General features: G+C 40.0%; 15 protein-coding genes and 1 pseudogene. 11 read left to right on the forward strand and 5 right to left on the reverse strand.

Annotated features, from left to right (window positions below; all coding sequences use genetic code 11):
- Window positions 1-79: 79 nt before the first annotated feature.
- Window positions 80-469 (forward strand): annotated as a pseudogene (locus tag CZ225_RS00975) (helix-turn-helix domain-containing protein); the annotation flags it as partial.
- A gap of 8 nt (window positions 470-477) precedes the next feature.
- On the opposite strand, the gene CZ225_RS00980 reads toward CZ225_RS00975, so the two are convergent.
- Together CZ225_RS00980 and CZ225_RS00985 are read right to left on the reverse strand one after the other, a co-directional pair.
- Window positions 478-1,041: a DUF4348 domain-containing protein gene (locus CZ225_RS00980; RefSeq protein WP_077152672.1), complete on the reverse strand. Its 564-nt coding sequence runs from the start codon at window positions 1,039-1,041 to the stop codon at window positions 478-480.
- Between the two features lie 78 nt (window positions 1,042-1,119).
- Entirely contained in the window at window positions 1,120-2,403 is a 1,284-nt protein-coding gene (locus tag CZ225_RS00985) for a DUF2851 family protein (RefSeq protein ID WP_077152673.1), read from the reverse strand.
- Window positions 2,404-2,486: 83 nt separating this feature from the next.
- Between CZ225_RS00985 and dapB the strand changes: the two genes are divergently transcribed.
- From dapB to CZ225_RS01010, 5 genes are read left to right on the forward strand one after another with little or no spacing between them, the layout of a single operon-like run.
- A complete protein-coding gene (gene dapB / locus CZ225_RS00990; RefSeq protein WP_077152674.1) occupies window positions 2,487-3,251 on the forward strand; it encodes a 4-hydroxy-tetrahydrodipicolinate reductase in 765 nt (254 codons plus the stop codon).
- Window positions 3,252-3,286: 35 nt separating this feature from the next.
- On the forward strand, window positions 3,287-4,777 hold the full coding sequence (gene lepB / locus CZ225_RS00995; RefSeq protein WP_077152675.1) for a signal peptidase I: 1,491 nt from the start codon (window positions 3,287-3,289) through the stop codon (window positions 4,775-4,777).
- Complete coding sequence (lepB, locus tag CZ225_RS01000) at window positions 4,765-5,706, forward strand: signal peptidase I (RefSeq protein WP_077155631.1); 942 nt, start codon at window positions 4,765-4,767, stop codon at window positions 5,704-5,706. The genes lepB (CZ225_RS00995) and lepB (CZ225_RS01000) overlap by 13 nt, the downstream gene beginning before the upstream one ends.
- A 35-nt stretch (window positions 5,707-5,741) precedes the next feature.
- Window positions 5,742-7,853 carry a C10 family peptidase gene (locus tag CZ225_RS01005; RefSeq protein WP_077152676.1) on the forward strand — a complete coding sequence of 704 codons (2,112 nt, stop codon included), beginning with the start codon at window positions 5,742-5,744 and terminating at the stop codon, window positions 7,851-7,853.
- Between the two features lies 1 nt (window position 7,854).
- Complete coding sequence (locus CZ225_RS01010) at window positions 7,855-8,478, forward strand: WbqC family protein (RefSeq protein ID WP_077152677.1); 624 nt, start codon at window positions 7,855-7,857, stop codon at window positions 8,476-8,478.
- Between the two features lie 143 nt (window positions 8,479-8,621).
- On the opposite strand, the gene CZ225_RS01015 is transcribed toward CZ225_RS01010, so the two are convergent.
- Entirely contained in the window at window positions 8,622-9,725 is a 1,104-nt protein-coding gene (locus tag CZ225_RS01015) for an SGNH/GDSL hydrolase family protein (protein WP_077152678.1), read from the reverse strand.
- Between the two features lie 80 nt (window positions 9,726-9,805).
- Window positions 9,806-11,026, reverse strand: coding sequence for a M16 family metallopeptidase (locus tag CZ225_RS01020; protein WP_077152679.1), 1,221 nt, complete (start codon window positions 11,024-11,026; stop codon window positions 9,806-9,808).
- Window positions 11,027-11,131: 105 nt separating this feature from the next.
- On the opposite strand from CZ225_RS01020, the gene CZ225_RS01025 reads away from it, so the two are divergent.
- From CZ225_RS01025 to CZ225_RS01035, 3 genes are read left to right on the forward strand one after another with little or no spacing between them, the layout of a single operon-like run.
- Window positions 11,132-11,665, forward strand: coding sequence for an LOG family protein (locus CZ225_RS01025; RefSeq protein WP_077152680.1), 534 nt, complete (start codon window positions 11,132-11,134; stop codon window positions 11,663-11,665).
- Between the two features lie 44 nt (window positions 11,666-11,709).
- Window positions 11,710-12,315, forward strand: coding sequence for an SIS domain-containing protein (locus CZ225_RS01030; RefSeq protein WP_025075809.1), 606 nt, complete (start codon window positions 11,710-11,712; stop codon window positions 12,313-12,315).
- A complete protein-coding gene (locus CZ225_RS01035; RefSeq protein ID WP_077152681.1) occupies window positions 12,303-13,223 on the forward strand; it encodes a carbohydrate kinase family protein in 921 nt (306 codons plus the stop codon). The genes CZ225_RS01030 and CZ225_RS01035 overlap by 13 nt, the downstream gene beginning before the upstream one ends.
- Before the next feature lie 531 nt (window positions 13,224-13,754).
- Here CZ225_RS01035 and CZ225_RS01040 read toward each other — a convergent pair.
- Window positions 13,755-13,967: a hypothetical protein gene (locus tag CZ225_RS01040; protein WP_077152682.1), complete on the reverse strand. Its 213-nt coding sequence runs from the start codon at window positions 13,965-13,967 to the stop codon at window positions 13,755-13,757.
- A gap of 145 nt (window positions 13,968-14,112) precedes the next feature.
- Here CZ225_RS01040 and CZ225_RS01045 point away from each other — a divergent pair, with 145 nt between their 5' ends.
- Window positions 14,113-15,186: a tyrosine-protein phosphatase gene (locus CZ225_RS01045; RefSeq protein WP_077152683.1), complete on the forward strand. Its 1,074-nt coding sequence runs from the start codon at window positions 14,113-14,115 to the stop codon at window positions 15,184-15,186.
- 106 nt (window positions 15,187-15,292) lie between these two features.
- Window positions 15,293-17,215 (forward strand): DEAD/DEAH box helicase, encoded by a 1,923-nt coding sequence (locus tag CZ225_RS01050; protein ID WP_077152684.1) that lies wholly within the window; start codon window positions 15,293-15,295, stop codon window positions 17,213-17,215.
- The last annotated feature ends 122 nt before the right edge of the window (window positions 17,216-17,337 follow it).

A 17,337-nucleotide genomic window follows, 5' to 3' on the forward strand; every position in this document is an offset into this window, starting at 1 on the left:
TTCTCAATTATTTTATAACAACCTATCAATGAGAGACTAATAGGTTCTTAATTATTTACATCATTTTAAACACTAGAAAATGGATACATTTTTAGACGTTACAGCCATCGTGAAGCGTGGCAAACAAGTTCTAAATCTTAAAAGAGACAGTGAATTAGCTGAATATCTGGGAGTTTACAGAGCTACAGTATCAAACTGGCGTGTTCGAAACCGAATTGATTTTCCTTTACTACTAGACAAAATGGGCAGGGACGTAGATTACAACTGGCTACTCGTTGGAAAGGGTGATCCTAAACATCATCCGATCTTCTGCAACAGCGGACTGGCACAGGGAGAAGTGGAAATTATTCACAACACAAAAACAAGAGAAACAATCAATGATCGCAGTGTAACGATGTGCAACGGAGCAATTTATGTGAGTGGAGATAGCATGTACCCGATTCTTAAATCAGGTGATATTGTGGGATACAACTTCCTTTAAGGATGCAACTCCTTAAAAGCCGCATTCTCTTCCTGAACATGCTGAATAGTCTGTTTCAACTCATCAATAGGCAAATCATAACCATACCAGCCCGTATAGCAATCTACCACATACCACTTTCCATCTGTTTTCAATTCAAACTCAACACGTAAGTCTACCTCCGATTCTTCATAACCGGCTTCGAAAACTTTATGCTTAGGTTCGTTTAACGTGAATTTCGAGACATACACTCCACCTTCATCTTGCGTAATGCGTTCTTCTTTCAACATTTCGCTATCCAACAACGGCCATTTTTCCTTAGTAAAAGGAAAAGTTTTCTCCGTTTCCCCGTCATCTGCCAACAAAGTAATCGGAGTTTTCAATGGAAACTTGATACGCGTATACTGAAAAACGGCACTGGAGGTAAATTTATTCAGGAATGAGTTGAAATCCTCCCCCTCTTGCGTCATAACGCTTGTACCGTCAGCCTTCTGATTGGAACAAATACCATAAGAATGCAATGACACACCTGTCAGTAACACTGTGATAAACAGACAAAATACAAACCTTTTAGTACTCATAGATTAATAGATAAATGAATAAACATCAGTGGTATTTCAATTCACGGCACAAAGATAATGACAAGTTCAATATTTCAATCATTTCTTGCGTAAATACTCATAGCCGAAACGACAATATAAGCATTTCCTTTTATCGCAATATTCTTTTTGGAGTTGGATTAACGCTTGACTGTCTGCAGCAGTAGTAACAGGAAGTCCCGCATCACTCCATGATCGGACTATATGATTATTTTCTGCTTTCAGTTCTTCAAGAAAATGTCCGGCACGGTTACACATTCCCTCTTCAGCTTTATGTAAGCCATAAGTATACAAAAAAGGAACTACCGTATTAATGATAATTAAATCCAAAGACCGCACTCCCATCGTTTTTTCTTTATGGGAAGAAGTACGCCCAAAAACAAAATGATCTTCCCAATAAGAGGAAGTACGGGTAGCCAATAATTTACGGACTTCATCCAAGGTTGTAGCTTCCAGAAGCCGAGAAAACAGTTTGTCTGCTTTATGATAAAGATAACCCAACTGAGCCAAACGAATATATGGAAAATTCTCCGGACGCAGGCGTAAGAAACGCCATAAAGAAGCATCCATCATCTTTGTAAGCTCAAACTTATGTTGCATGTAACGAAACTCTTTTCGTAATCGAAGGCTATACTCATCTTCCTGTTCCTTTTCCAGAAATGTCTCTTCCAATAAGCCTGCCTGTCCAAAGAAAAAAGCCTCCACCTGAAACAGATCATCCCGATGTTTATCTATTGCACGAAACGGAAGCATACACGCCCAAGTTTCAAAAGCATCACCATTCAAACCAAAACCGTAATTACGAGCAAGGGTAATGAAAAATGCATCTTCCCAATGATTATTGCAAAGTTTCAAACGATGAGTGATCAACTCTGCTTTTTGTTCTAAACGTTCTGTTTGCAAAGCAGTTAGCCAAGAATGTACAATCAGCTTCGGCAATGAACCGAGAATGGAAAGACAAGCCGGATATTGCTCAGCCTCACAGAGTTCCTGATAATGAACACGTACATATTCGGGACACTCTAACTGTAACTGAGGAATTGATTCACCATTCGAACGGATCACTTCCGTATCGATATCAGAAGCTATATGCAAAATGACAGAATCATAAGCCTTATCGTGGTCGTGTCCATGACGATACCAATCGGAAGAGTGTGTATGAATCTCGACGTTACCGGCCCATAGTGTGCCATTTATTTTTAGCTTTACGTTAAAAAAGTCTGGTCCTGAATCAGAATTATGTAGTCCCGGATCAATGACTTCAACTGGCAAGCCTGTAGTTGTTTGCAGCACTTTGAGAGGGAATAATTTGTGTTTCCACACATAGTGGAGAAGGTGTTCCATGTTAAGAAGACGTTAATATAGAGCACAAATGTAATAAAAACCTTATATTTGCGACTATTATTTTGAATATAAGTCAGAAAACGATGAAAATAGCATTAATCGGTTACGGAAAAATGGGCAAAGAGATCGAAAAAGTCGCCCTCAGTCGCGGACATGAGATTGTCTGCATTATCGATATCAACAATCAGGAAGACTTCGAGTCGGAAGCATTCAAATCGGCTGATGTAGCCATTGAGTTTACTAATCCGATGGTTGCTTACAATAACTATATACGTACTTTCAAAGCCGGAGTAAAATTAGTATCGGGCAGCACCGGATGGATGGCTGAACATGGTGAAGAGATTAAGAGACTTTGCATGGAAGAAGGAAAAACTCTTTTCTGGTCGTCCAATTTCAGTCTGGGAGTTACTATCTTCTCTGCAGTAAACAAATACTTGGCAAAAATCATGAACCAGTTTCCGGCTTATGATGTCACGATGAGTGAAACTCACCATATTCATAAACTGGATGCTCCGAGTGGTACTGCTATCACATTGGCTGAAGGTATTCTGGAAAACTTAGACCGCAAAAGCGAATGGACAAAAGGTACATTTTTAGCACCGGATGGTACTGTTAGCGGCACCAATACCTGTGCTTCTAACGAACTTCCTATCAGTTCTATTCGTGAAGGGGAAGTATTCGGTATCCACACCATCCGCTATGAATCGGATATTGACAGTATAACTATCACTCACGATGCCAAAAATCGCGGTGGTTTTGTTTTAGGCGCAGTTCTCGCAGCAGAATATACAGCCCAACACGAAGGTTATTTGGGTATGAGTGATTTATTTCCATTTTTAAACGATTGAGCTTTCTATTCAAATTCTATATAAACTAGTTAGTTATGAGACAAGCCACACGCGCACAATGGATCAAATGTGCCATTGCTATCATTCTTTATCTCGTCTTCCTCATCTGGGTACGAAGTTGGTGGGGATTGATTGTTGTTCCTTTCATTTTCGATATTTATATCACTAAAAAAGTACCTTGGTCATTCTGGAAAAAATCCAAGAATCCGACAGTACGTGGTATTATGAGCTGGGTAGATGCCATTGTATTCGCATTGGTTGCCGTTTATTTTGTGAATATCTATATCTTCCAAAATTATCAGATTCCATCTTCTTCTTTAGAGAAATCATTGTTGGTAGGAGACTTTCTGTATGTCAGCAAGATGAGCTACGGACCACGCGTACCGAACACTCCGCTCTCTATGCCACTGGCACAGCATACATTACCTATTTTCAACACCAAATCTTATATCGAATGGCCGCAATGGAAATATAAACGAGTCCCCGGCTTTGGAAAAGTCAAACTGAACGATATCGTTGTATTCAACTTCCCCGCAGGAGACACTGTTGCAACAAACTTTCAGCAAACAGAGGATTTCTATTCGTTGGCTTACAGAGTAGGAAAAGGTATCTATTCCAAACCCATAAATATGGATAGCCTGAATCGTGAGCAACAACGATCTATCTATGATTTATATTATGCAGGCGGACGTAAACAGATACTGGCAAATCCACGCGTTTACGGAGATGTAATAGCCCGTCCCGTAGACCGTCGCGAGAATTATGTAAAACGTTGTGTAGGCTTACCGGGAGATACCCTTCAAATTGTAAACGGACAAGTAATGATTGATGGTAAAGCTATTGAGAATCCGGAAAATCTTCAATTCAATTATTTCGTTCAGACAACCGGACCTCTCATTACTGACGAAATGTTCCGCGAACTGGGCATCAGCAATGACGACAAATGGTTGTTGGATGATAGCAATTATGAAGGTACTCTATTGAGTATGGGATTGAATGGACGTAACGAACAAGGAACTTTAAATCCTGTCTATCATCTTCCTTTAACAAAAAAGATGTACGATACTCTGTCTGGTAACAAAAAGCTTATAAGCAAAATCATCATGGAACCGGAAGATGAAATGTTTGCCGGTCAAATGTATCCGCTGAATCTGTATACCAAATGGAACCGTAATAATTACGGTCCGATCTGGATACCTGCCAAAGGAGCTACTATCACATTAACAGAAGACAACTTACCTATCTATGAGCGTTGCATCGTAGCATACGAAGGTAACAAATTGGAAGTGAAGCCGGATGGCATCTACATCAATGGTGAGAAGACCAATCAATATACCTTCAAAATGGACTATTATTGGATGATGGGCGACAATCGCCACAATTCTGCCGATTCACGTTATTGGGGCTTCGTTCCCGAAGATCATGTGGTAGGTAAACCAATTGTTGTCTGGTTATCACTCGACAAAGATCGCGAATGGTTTGACGGTAAGATTCGTTGGAATCGTATTTTTAAATGGGTAGACTAAAACATTTCAAATGGATATTGGCATTCGCCGGAGCAATAGTTATCGTGCTTCTGCTCCGGGGATTTGCTTTTACGTCCTGCCTCATTCCCTCCACCGGCATGGAGAATTCTCTTTTGGAAGGCGAACGCATCATCGTCAATCGATGGAGTTATGGCTTGCGGATCCCTTTCATGTCTGTGTTCTCTTATCATCGTTGGTGTGAACGTCCTGTGAAAAAACAGGATATTGTAGTTTTCAATAATCCCGCAGCTATCCAACAACCGATGATCGATCGCCGGGAAATCTATATCAGCCGGTGTATCGGTACACCCGGTGATACATTACTGATAGATTCTCTTTTTACTGTAGTCTCTCCTGAAGTTCAATTCAATCCGGACAAAAAAAGACTCTACTCATATCCTGCCGGTAAAGAGAAACTGATGACTTCACTTATGAATACCCTTTCCATCACTGACGACGGGCTAATGGGTAACAATGACAGCACGCATGTACGCAGTTTCAGCCGTTACGAGTTTTATTTGCTCAAACAAGCAATCAACCATCAAAACTGGCTTCAGCCTCTAACTGAAAATAAAGATAATGATCCGAAGCCACTTATCATTCCCGGTAAAGGAAAAGTCCTGCGAGTATATCCCTGGAATATCACTTTATTACGGAACACCCTTGTACTGCATGAAGGAAAACAAGCAGAAATAAAAAACGACACACTCTACGTAGACGAAAAACCTACACAACATTGCTATTTTACAAAAGACTATTACTGGATGGGAGCTAATAACTCTGTCAATCTCTCCGATTCACGTCTGTTCGGATTCGTTCCGCAAGATCATATCATTGGAAAAGCATCACTTATCTGGTTTTCTAAAGAAAAAGGGACAGGTATAACAGACGGATATCGGTGGAACCGTTTTTTTAGAACGATAAAATAATACAAGTCGACTCTAATACAAAACACATAAAGATTATGAAAAAGGTAAAGACTATTCTGTTATTCATACAGGTATTGCTGTTCTCACAGTCACTTTTTGCCGCTCCGATAGATGATAAGGCCGCTCTCGAAATAGCAAACAAATTTTTGTTTGATAACAATAAAAAGGTCCTACGTAATTATGAACATCATATTCTCACTTCCAGCCAGCTTTATGTAATCAATTACTCGTTTAAAGGTGAACCAAAAGGATTCATCGTTATAGCCAATGAGGATAGTATGCCCTCGCCTGTATTAGCATTCTCCAAAGAAGGCGGAATAGATCCTAATAATAGTACCATGCAATCCATCCTGAAACAATATAGCAAAGAGATATCAGAATGGCGAAAAGGAAAAACTCAATCTGCAAAAGAAGAGACTATTTATTATCAAAAGAAAAATTCTTCCTGCCCTCCCCTGCTGAAAAGTAGCGTTCTCTGGAATCAGTACTTTCCTTACAACCTGCTGATGCCAAGAGATGCCGACGGAATAAGATCACTTGTAGGATGTACGGCTGTTTCTATGGCGCAAATCATGAAATATTATGAGTATCCAAACCATGGAACAGGGACTTTCACTTATACGAAACCTACAAAAAAAGGAAAAGCATTCTCGGCAACCGTTTGTTATGATTCGTTGTCTATCAACTGGAAAGCGATAGCAGATAACTATAATCCTGAAGATTCCGTAGCTGCCTCCGCCACTATTTGCCCCCTACTTTACCATTGCGCCGTTGGGGCGGAAATGATTTTCGGATCTGAGGCTTCGACAGGTTTCAGTGCACCGGCTTCCAATGCTTTTGTCAGGTATTTCAACTATCATCCGGGAATATATCATTTGGCAAAGAACATATTAACCGACAGCCAACTTCAACAGCTCCTCTACCGGGAAATGGAGGCCGGACGCCCGGTGATGTGTTGCGGACACCAGCATTTTTTTGTCTGTGACGGATTCATCGACGACTTTTTCCACTTCGACTGGGGATGGAAAGGATCAATGAATGGCTATTACAAACTTTCTGCTTTAAATCCAAACACAGAGAATTTCCAAATGATGACTCATCTCACTGTAAAGATACGCCCGAGAAACTTTGAAGAACATCATAAAGTTGTCAGTCTAGTCCAACCGGGAACCCTAAACCGACTTCTCTCAGATAACGAAGCACAAACTCTAACTTCACTTACCATCACTGGTAAACTAAATGCGAAAGACTTCCGACTATTACGAAAGATGGCAGGAGGAAGCGACTCCGTTTGGGAAAACCCTGGAGAATTACGCATATTAGATCTGTCAAAAGCAGAAATAGTAACCGATTATGAAAACTACTATTTTAGGAAAGATCTCCGGAAAGCAAACTGGACAAGATGGTTCAATGGCAAAGGCACTCCTGATGGAAATCCCAAAGAATTTAAGTTTGCAACCATGGACGAAAAAGAATGGGAACTCTTTTGCAAACTTGGAGGAAATATCGACAAGGAAGGATTCTGGAAATTTGTAAAAGAAGGGAACGATTACTTTTTGCAATATCATACCGTTTCAAATAGTATCAGTGAAAACATATTCAAGGATTGTACCAACTTGCAAAAGGTCTTATTGCCTAAACAAATTATCAATATTAAGCCATTCGCATTCGATAACTGCATTTCCCTACAATCGATACGAATTCCATCTCAAACAGAAGATATAAGTTCAAAGGTATGGATGAACTGTGTTTCCTTGGAATCTATCTCAGTAGACCCTGCTAATCCTTATTTTTCATCTAAGGACGGAGTTTTATATTGCAAGGATTTCATAACATTGTTATATTATCCACCTCATAAAAAAGATTCTACTTATGTATTACCACAAAGTGTACAAAGATTATATACTTATGCTTTCAATGAGAACCAATTCTTACGGAAAATAAGTTTATCGAAAGGAATCAAGAGAATCCTTCCATATACCTTTTCATTCTGTCCCTTGCTCCGTTCGGTCAAGCTTCCGGACGGGTTAGAACAGATTGAGCCTAACGCTTTTTTCATGTGTTCAAAGTTGTCTGAAGTCAATCTTCCGGCAAAGTTTCAGAATGCAAAAGGATCAATATTTGTCCAATGTAACCAGTTAAAATAGAATGAAAACAGCTTATTTATCATCCGCCTATTTGGCCCCAGTAGAGTATTACACAAAATTAGCGACCTACGATAAAATCTATATAGAACAGTATGACCACTATATGAAACAGACTTATCGTAACCGTTGTACCATTTCCGGTCCTGATGGCGAGTTGGCTCTCTCCATCCCTACCGTTAAGCCCGATACATTAAAGTGTCCAATGAAGGATATCCGTATCTCCGATCATGGTAACTGGAGACATCTTCATTGGAATGCTATCGAATCGGCCTACAACAACACTCCCTTTTTTGAATATTACAAAGATGATTTCCGTCCTTTTTACGAAAGGAAATATGAGTATCTAATTGATTTCAACGAAGAATTGTGTAATTTGATCTGTAACCTGATAGATATTCATCCAAATATAGAACGCACTTTGGAATATAAAATGGATTTCTGTCCTGAAGAAACTGATTTTCGTGAACTTATTCACCCCAAAAAAGACTTTCGCACTGTGGACCCTGAGTTTATCCCACATCCTTATTATCAGGTATTTGAGACTAAACTAGGTTTCCTACCTAATTTAAGTGTCATAGATTTGCTTTTCAACATGGGTCCGGAGGGGCTGTTAATTCTACAATAGAAGAGGGTCCGCTCTTCAACACGCTACAATAAAGTTTATTAATGGCAATTATCTTACATCTTGCACTCCAATACCTGTAATAGACTGACTAACAGAAAGAAAATGGTGTGCAAGATGCATGTTGCAGATATGTGTAAGAAACTTTATCTTGCACACTTATCAAACTTAACCTTTAGAATCTTACTAAGATGAGGCTTATATTTCTGTAACATTCTGTCAAATCCCAGATCATTTGGATGGACTCCGTCGGTGCTTCCTTCATGATCTGTTCCCAAAAAATGATCTTCTTTTATAAAATACAAATTCTTCACATCATTCTTTCGCAATATTTCTATTTGCCTGGCAATAGCTTCATTCTGTTGTTTCACCCTTTTTTTCACTTTCTGATCAAAGTTTCCTTTTTCCCGTATCAAAGTTTGTATTACAATAATGGGAGTATCCGGATGTTTACTGCGTAATGTCATCACGAACTCTGCTGCCCGTCCAGTTATCTCAGTAGGAGAAGGATTAGGAATACAATCCAGAATAAATGCATCCGCATCAATATCGGCAACCATATCAGCTACCTCTTTTTCCATTTTACCATTACCACTTAATCCCAAGTTAATAAAATTATACCCGCTACTACGGGACAATCGCGATGAATAAGCCATACCGGGACGACTAGCAGAAGCCCCTTGCAAAATACTGGACCCATAAATCACGATTTTGTTTTTAAACGGATTTTGTCCTGCACGAATGTACGAATCAGAGGTTGTTCCTATCTCCAAGCTTTTCAGTTCATCATATAAAGGAAGGTACAACAGACATTCTTTTTCTTCAGTGCCCATGTTATCCACTAGCACACCTTCCGAACTAACGCCACTGGGCGAGCCAACTCCTGCAAATTGCCATTTTCCATCACGCTTAATATATAAGTCCAATCCTTTTTGAGCAATTCCTGTCATATTGCCCATCCGACCGCTATTAGTTACTGTCCATTTTGCTTTGATCACCGGACTGTTCGTTGTAAAGCAAATAGCTAGTCCTGCCGAATTTGTGAACAATCTCTTCACAGCAGGAGGCATCTGATTATATTTCGCGGTATCTACCCGATGAAAATATTCACCTCCCGGCATCGCCTTACCCACTAATAAAAGTTCTTTTGCTGAGGTATAATTAAAATCAGACTTTTGTTGCTGCCCCAAAATCGAAAAGGGAAGCAACAAGAATAAATAAAGACAGAAATTTCGTGTTAAGTTTTTCATGGGGGATATAAATTTAAGTAATTAATAAAATCAGTTTTAATAACTCATAAGATCTATCATCCGATAATAGTACCAAGAGGTTATCGATAAATTAACGTAGATAAATAATCTTCAGCAAACATTTCATTAGCAACTTCTAGTAATTGTTCCGAAGTCAGTGATTCAATACGTTTGAAAACAAGCTCTGAAGATTCATATTTATGATAATGCAAGAATGTCTTCGCCATACCCAACGCATTATTTTCAAAATTGTCCGAAGCCACACCGATCTGTCCAATCAATTGTTTTTTGGCAGCTGCCAACTGTGAAGAGGTCATCTTCACATCACGCATTCGTTTCAATTCTTTATAGGTTAGTTTCAGACAAGTATCCATATCCTCCATATCTGTTCCGAAATAAATGCAAAAAGCACCCGTATCAGTATAAGAAGTTAGGTTGGACTCCACATTATACACCAGTCCCCGACGTTCACGAAGAGACACATTCAACCGGCTGTTCATCCCAGGACCTCCCAGAATATTATTCAGCAAATATAAAGCCGACCTCTTATCGTCGTAGGCATTATATCCACGACTTCCAATCATCACATGTGCCTGATGCGTATCCTTTGGAACTACCAAATGCTCCGGTACATAAGGAGGAGGAGCAATCCGTTGATTATTCATTGGCATTGCAGGAATATCAGACAAGTACTTTTCTGCCAAGCGAATGATCTTCTTGAAATCATATTGTCCCTGTACAAAAAAGACCATATTACCAGGTCGATAAAACCGACGGGTAAATGAAAGGACATCCTCCGTACGGAAACTGCGAAGCAAGTCCGGCTTACCCAAAATATTCCTTCCCAAAGGATGATTACGGAAAATCATATCCTCGAAATCATCAAAAATGAGCTCCGACGGATTATCTTCATACGACTGAATCTCGTCAATGATCACCTCCGTTTCTTTCTCGATTTCATGCTGCGGGAAAGTCGAATGGAACACAATATCTCCCAGCAACTCAAGTGCCCGCTCCAGATGTTCGGTCAGGAAAGCAGTATAAACCACCGTTTCTTCCTTATTGGTATAAGCATTTAAATCACCTCCCACATTCTCCATACGGTTTAGGATATGCCATGCTTTCCGTTTCTCGGTCCCCTTAAAAATCAGATGTTCCACAAAATGCGCCATTCCTTGCTCATTCTCAGCCTCATCACGTGTTCCTGCATCGATAGCGAAACCACAATAAGATACTTTTGAAAGGGTCGGTTCATGTATAATGCGCAGACCATTTTGCAACGTATATTCGTTATATTGCATTGTTTTCTACTTCCTTATTGAATTAATACCGCAAAAATACAATAAAACTTATTGTCGTTTATAGAAAATTGCAGATATTTGTAGACTATAATAGTAACAACGTGTATGAAAAAGATAGGAATTTTCTGCTCAGCCTCCGAAAACATTGACAAAATGTATTTCGAAAGCACCCGCCAAATAGGGAAATGGATGGGAGAATCTAATAAAACGTTGATTTATGGAGGAGCAAACCTCGGGCTGATGGAATGCATTGCCGGTGCGGTAAAAGAATACGGAGGAACGGTGATTGGTGTCGTACCTTCGAAATTGGAAGAGAATGGAAAGGTAAGCAAATACCTGGATCAGATAATCCATACACAAAACCTAAGTGACCGCAAAGACATCATAACCGAAAAATCGGATATATTGGTCGCCTTACCCGGAGGAGTAGGAACACTCGATGAGGTTTTTCATGTAATTGCCGCTGCTTCTATCGGATACCATCAGAAAAAAGTAATCTTCTACAATGAATATGGATTTTATAACGAGCTATTGAAAACGCTTAGCACATTAGAAGAGAAAGGTTTTGCCCGGCAACCCTTCTCGAGCTATTATGAAGTTGCCGAGACATTGGACGAATTAAAAGAAAAAATAAAATAACGTGCCCAGACAACAAACGGACACAATCAAGCACCCAACAAGTTATGATAGATTCTATAAAACAACTTTTGCAGCAGGAAGCACAAGCCGTATTGAATATCCCAGTTACGGACGCTTATGAAAAAGCTGTAAACCTGATAGTTGAACAGATCCACCAAAAAAAGGGAAAGTTAGTCACTTCCGGTATGGGGAAAGCCGGTCAGATTGCGATGAATATCGCTACGACTTTTTGTTCCACAGGGATTCCTTCTGTCTTTCTGCATCCTAGCGAAGCACAACATGGTGATCTAGGTATTTTACAGGAAAATGATTTGCTATTGTTGATCTCCAATTCGGGTAAGACAAGAGAGATTGTCGAACTGACCCGCTTGGCTCACAATCTGAATCCTGATTTGAAATTTATCGTCATCACAGGAAACCCCGATAGTCCACTTGCAGATGAATCCGATGTTTGCTTGAGCACAGGACACCCGTCAGAGGTTTGTACACTTGGGATGACGCCTACTACATCGACCACAGCTATGACTGTTATCGGTGATATATTGGTAGTACAGACCATGAAAATGACAAAATTCACCATTGAAGAATATTCTAAACGTCATCATGGCGGCTATTTGGGAGAAAAATCAAGGTCATTATGCGAAAAGTAGTCGGTATCGGAGAAACAATCCTCGATATCATCTTTCGGGGTGAACAGCCTTCTGCAGCCGTACCAGGAGGCTCTGTATTTAACGGCATCGTATCTTTAGGGCGAATGGGAGTCAATGTTTCTTTCATTAGCGAGACGGGCAATGACCATGTAGGTAATATCATCCTGCAATTCATGCGCGAAAACCATATACCGACGGATTATGTCAATGTGTTTCCGGATGGAAAATCACCGGTATCCCTTGCTTTTCTCAACGAGCAAAGCGATGCTGAATATATCTTTTACAAAGATTATCCCAAACAACGTCTGGATGTCTTATTTCCCAAGTTACAAGAGGATGATATCGTGGTAGTCGGCTCTTATTATGCGTTAAACCCCGTATTACGGGATAAAATCCTGGAACTGCTCGACCAGGCACGTGAAAAGAAAGCAATTGTCTATTACGACCCCAACTTCCGCTCTTCACACAAGAATGAAGCGATGAAGTTGGCTCCTACCATCATCGAGAATCTGGAATATGCAGATATTGTACGCGGTTCAACGGAAGATTTCCTCTATATGTACGGCATGCAAGATGTGGACAAGATATACAAAGATAAAATCAGATTCTATTGTCCTCAGTTTATTTGCACCGCAGGAGCCGAAAAAGTGGCTTTGCGTACAGGAATTGTTAGCAAAGATTATGCAATAGAACCATTGGAAGCTGTGAGCACCATCGGAGCGGGAGATAATTTTAATGCCGGATTAATCTATGGATTGCTTAAATACGATGTACGATATCGTGACCTGAATAATCTGAATGAGGAAATTTGGGACAAAGTGATTCAATGTGGAAAAGACTTTGCCGCAGAAGTTTGCCGCAGTTTCAATAACTCGATATCTGTAGAATTCGCAGAGAATTACAAATAAGACAGGGAATTAATTCTCACAGATATTCCTACGGATCAAAACTGTATAGAAGTTCCTATCAAATTATCACAGAAACCTCAATTTGATAGGAACTGCTTTTATCATTACGACTAAGCTATAATCGTTTGCCGGAGAGAATTTCATCTTCACAGATCAACAGAAGTATCTGTTTGTATACGATAAACCCGGTTATTTACATCTTTTCAATGAACAGACAGATCCATTCCAATCTGTCCTCTTCCATCAGTCAAATCTCATTCCTTATCCGAATATATTCAGCATTTAGTTTGAATCTTGAATATAATTATAATATATATAAGAAACTTTTCATTATCTTTGTATAGTCTGAATTCCTTTGGATCGGAAGGAAATTTCTCCCTTCAAGTAATAAAATGTTTTTTTATAGCAAAGAATCTATAACCGCAAGCTCTGATTATGAAACCGCAACTTTTGATTATGTAATCGCAAGTTGCAGTTATATAACCGGAGCTTGCGGTTATAGTTTTGTATGAAAGAAAAACAAGTTTTCTCCTAATAGAAAGCAAGTTTTCCATTAATAGAGAAGAAGTTTTCTATTAATGCCCCATCCCCTGAATAATAAGCTTGATTCAACTGACGAAGTTTGTCGGCACCTCCCCCCTTGGCGAATAAGCAGATACTCCATATCTTTATACAAATAAAACTGCAACCAATATCTGCGATTATATTTCTCGCGAACTGTTGAAGGCTGTATCCATTTGGCATACCACAAAAGATTTACCCCCCTAATGCTATACAGTTGTATAAACTTCTCTTAAATTACTATTAACTTTGACTAATTATCGCAAAGGAATCATCATATTTACGGGTAATTTCTATCTTTGCATAATAGATCTAAGACAAAAAAACTATGTATAAAAACCTGTTAAGCTGGCTCACAATTCTGTTAGTGTTTCCATCATGCACTGATAGCCGTCCTAATATATTAGTAGCATGTGAAGAAAACAATATAGGAAACTGTATTATTAAGTGGGAAACAAATCCAGCAATCGAAGGACAGGTAAAAGTATACGCTTCCACCTCACCCGACCTGATTCCGGAAAACTCTCCTGTAGCTATGGCTAATATTTCCGATGGTAAGATGACTATTATTACCGAAGACCCGACACAGCGTTATTATTACTTAATGGTATTCAATAACAAATACAGGACTGAGGTAGCAACCCGTAACATCAATATTACCGGCATTCAAAACTTTCGTGACCTGGGAGGGTACAAATCCCCCGGAACGGGAAAAGAAACACGTTGGGGCATGATTTACCGATCTGCACAAATTGACAACATCCCGCCTTGTGCACGCCAGGAACTGGCTAACATAGGAATCCGTACGATCATAGATCTTCGTTCCGAAAGGGAATATCGTAATAATCCACCATTAAATGACAAGAGATTCAAGATCCTACATATCCCCATCTTCGCTGGTAATATAGAAAACATTCTTATAGGAATCCAACAGAAAAAAATAAAAACTGATACTATCAATCGGTTAATACAACAAATCAACCGAGAATTAGTAACCAATTACAAGTCACAATTCAAACAAATATTCACCTACCTGCTTAATCCTGATCATTATCCAGTGGTAATTCACTGTACATCAGGCAAGGGACGTACAGGTGTTGTTTCTGCACTGTTATTAGCATCTTTAGGAATTAATGAAGAGTATATCATGAATGATTACCGTCTGAGCAATTATTATTTTGACATCGTGAAAGCCTCTAAATTTGCCTACAATCTGCCCACTAATTCACAAGAAGCTATCACAACTATTTATTCCGCCAAAGAAGATTTCCTGAATGCCGCCAAAGAACAAATTGAAATGGAATATGGTAACGTACAAACTTACCTCAAGAAAGGAATAGGACTTTCTAATGAAGAAATAAAGCAACTACGAAGCATTTTATTAACTAATATTAGATACTAACTAACAATAATGTGAAATCACCCTGCACAATTATCCATTATCCTATGTCTAATATCCATTAAATTGACTATCTTTGCAACCGAAATAAAAGATATACAGAGATTTAATGAAGACATTTGAAGAGCTTGGCGTTTCTCCGGAGATACGTAAAGCAATTGAAGAAATGGGATATGAGAATCCCATGCCGGTACAAGAGGAAGTGATTCCGTACCTTTTAGGAGATAATAATGATGTAGTAGCTCTCGCACAAACGGGGACAGGTAAAACAGCCGCATTCGGTTTGCCCTTGCTCCAACAGGTTGACGTAAATAAAAGAATTCCACAATCGCTTATCCTTTGCCCTACCCGCGAGCTTTGCCTCCAAATAGCGGGCGACCTGAACGATTATTCCAAATACATTGACGGATTGAAAGTGCTGCCTGTATACGGTGGTTCTTCTATCGATAGCCAGATACGCAGTTTGAAACGTGGCGTGCATATTATCGTTGCCACCCCCGGACGTTTGCTCGACCTAATGGAACGGAAGACCGTTTCACTGTCTACCATCCGTAACGTAGTGATGGACGAAGCGGACGAAATGCTGAACATGGGATTCACAGACAGCATCAACGCAATTCTTGCGGACGTTCCGCAAGAACGTAACACGCTGTTATTCTCAGCTACCATGAGTCCGGAGATCGCTCGCATCTCGAAGAACTATCTACGTAATGCAAAAGAGATCACTATCGGACGCAAGAATGAAAGTACCAGCAATGTAAAACATGTCGTTTACACCGTACATGCTAAAGACAAATACGAAGCACTGAAGCGCATCGTCGATTATTACCCGCAAATTTATGGCATCATCTTTTGCCGTACCCGCAAGGAAACACAGGAGATTGCAGATAAATTGATGCAGGAAGGTTATAATGCCGATTCACTGCACGGAGAACTGTCACAAGCGCAACGGGATGCAGTAATGCAGAAGTTCCGGATCCGTAACCTGCAATTATTGGTTGCTACCGATGTAGCTGCTCGCGGATTGGATGTAGACGATCTGACACATGTTATCAACTATGGCCTGCCGGACGATACGGAAAGCTATACTCACCGTAGCGGGCGTACAGGCCGCGCCGGTAAAACAGGAACCTCCATCGCTATCATCAACCTCCGCGAGAAAGGAAAAATGCGGGAAATAGAACGTATCATCGGCAAAAAATTCATCGCTGGAGAAATGCCGACTGCTTCGGGTATTTGCCAGAAACAATTGATTAAGGTGATCGATGACTTGGAAAAGGTAAAGGTAAACGAAGATGATATTGCGGATTTCATGCCGGAGATTTACCGTAAGCTGGAATGGTTGAGCAAAGAGGATTTGATCAAACGAATGGTGTCACACGAGTTTAACCGCTTCTCTGAGTATTATCGTGGACGTGCAGAAATAGAACAACCTTCTGACAGCCGTGAACGCAGAGATAGGGATGGCAGAGAAGGGAATGCTGAAAAGAGGAACCGAAAAGGTGCTCCCGGTTTCACTCGTTTATTCATCAACATGGGTAAAACTGATAATTTCTTCCCCAACGAACTTATCAGCCTGCTAAACAGCAACACACGTGGACGTATCGAACTGGGACGTATTGACTTGATGCAGAATTTTTCTTTCTTTGAAGTCCCGGAAAAAGAAGCAAACAACGTTTTGAAAGCACTGAATGGTGTGAAACGAAACGGACGTAAGGTTGTTGTAGAAGTAGCAGGTGATGAGAATGGAAAAGGACGGGAAAGTAACGGCCGTTCCAGCGATCATAAGGGAGCTAAACGATATGGCAAAGGTGAGGAACGTACTTCTTCACGCAATGGGAATAGAGATAGAAAAGCCAAAGATTCCTCATCTGCCAAAGGTGGTGCAAAGAAAGAAAAACCAAGTCGTGAAGATCGTGGTTATTCCGATGCACGTGGACCTCTAAAGAAAGATGACTGGAAACAGTTTTTCAAAGACGAAGAGCCTGACTTCAGTGAAGAGGGATGGGCACGTAGAAAACCTAAAAAATAAAATATCGGTGGGCAACCGGAAAATCCGGTATTAGAAAAATAGAAAGAACTTTCTGTCTTTACAGTTTATCAACGAATATAACTAAGTAAAGCTACAGAAAGTTCTTTTTTTATGTCCTACTG

It is taken from the genome of Bacteroides bouchesdurhonensis (assembly GCF_900155865.1).
Classification (GTDB): domain Bacteria; phylum Bacteroidota; class Bacteroidia; order Bacteroidales; family Bacteroidaceae; genus Bacteroides; species Bacteroides bouchesdurhonensis.

Coding starts and splice junctions, on each gene's coding strand:
- CZ225_RS00980 (WP_077152672.1), bottom strand. CDS start 1,041: ATGAGTACTAAAAGGTTTGTATTTTGTCTGTTTATCACAGTGTTACTG.
- CZ225_RS00985 (WP_077152673.1), bottom strand. CDS start 2,403: ATGGAACACCTTCTCCACTATGTGTGGAAACACAAATTATTCCCTCTC.
- dapB (WP_077152674.1), top strand. CDS start 2,487: ATGAAAATAGCATTAATCGGTTACGGAAAAATGGGCAAAGAGATCGAA.
- lepB (WP_077152675.1), top strand. CDS start 3,287: ATGAGACAAGCCACACGCGCACAATGGATCAAATGTGCCATTGCTATC.
- lepB (WP_077155631.1), top strand. CDS start 4,765: ATGGGTAGACTAAAACATTTCAAATGGATATTGGCATTCGCCGGAGCA.
- CZ225_RS01005 (WP_077152676.1), top strand. CDS start 5,742: ATGAAAAAGGTAAAGACTATTCTGTTATTCATACAGGTATTGCTGTTC.
- CZ225_RS01010 (WP_077152677.1), top strand. CDS start 7,855: ATGAAAACAGCTTATTTATCATCCGCCTATTTGGCCCCAGTAGAGTAT.
- CZ225_RS01015 (WP_077152678.1), bottom strand. CDS start 9,725: ATGAAAAACTTAACACGAAATTTCTGTCTTTATTTATTCTTGTTGCTT.
- CZ225_RS01020 (WP_077152679.1), bottom strand. CDS start 11,026: ATGCAATATAACGAATATACGTTGCAAAATGGTCTGCGCATTATACAT.
- CZ225_RS01025 (WP_077152680.1), top strand. CDS start 11,132: ATGAAAAAGATAGGAATTTTCTGCTCAGCCTCCGAAAACATTGACAAA.
- CZ225_RS01030 (WP_025075809.1), top strand. CDS start 11,710: ATGATAGATTCTATAAAACAACTTTTGCAGCAGGAAGCACAAGCCGTA.
- CZ225_RS01035 (WP_077152681.1), top strand. CDS start 12,303: ATGCGAAAAGTAGTCGGTATCGGAGAAACAATCCTCGATATCATCTTT.
- CZ225_RS01040 (WP_077152682.1), bottom strand. CDS start 13,967: ATGCCAAATGGATACAGCCTTCAACAGTTCGCGAGAAATATAATCGCA.
- CZ225_RS01045 (WP_077152683.1), top strand. CDS start 14,113: ATGTATAAAAACCTGTTAAGCTGGCTCACAATTCTGTTAGTGTTTCCA.
- CZ225_RS01050 (WP_077152684.1), top strand. CDS start 15,293: ATGAAGACATTTGAAGAGCTTGGCGTTTCTCCGGAGATACGTAAAGCA.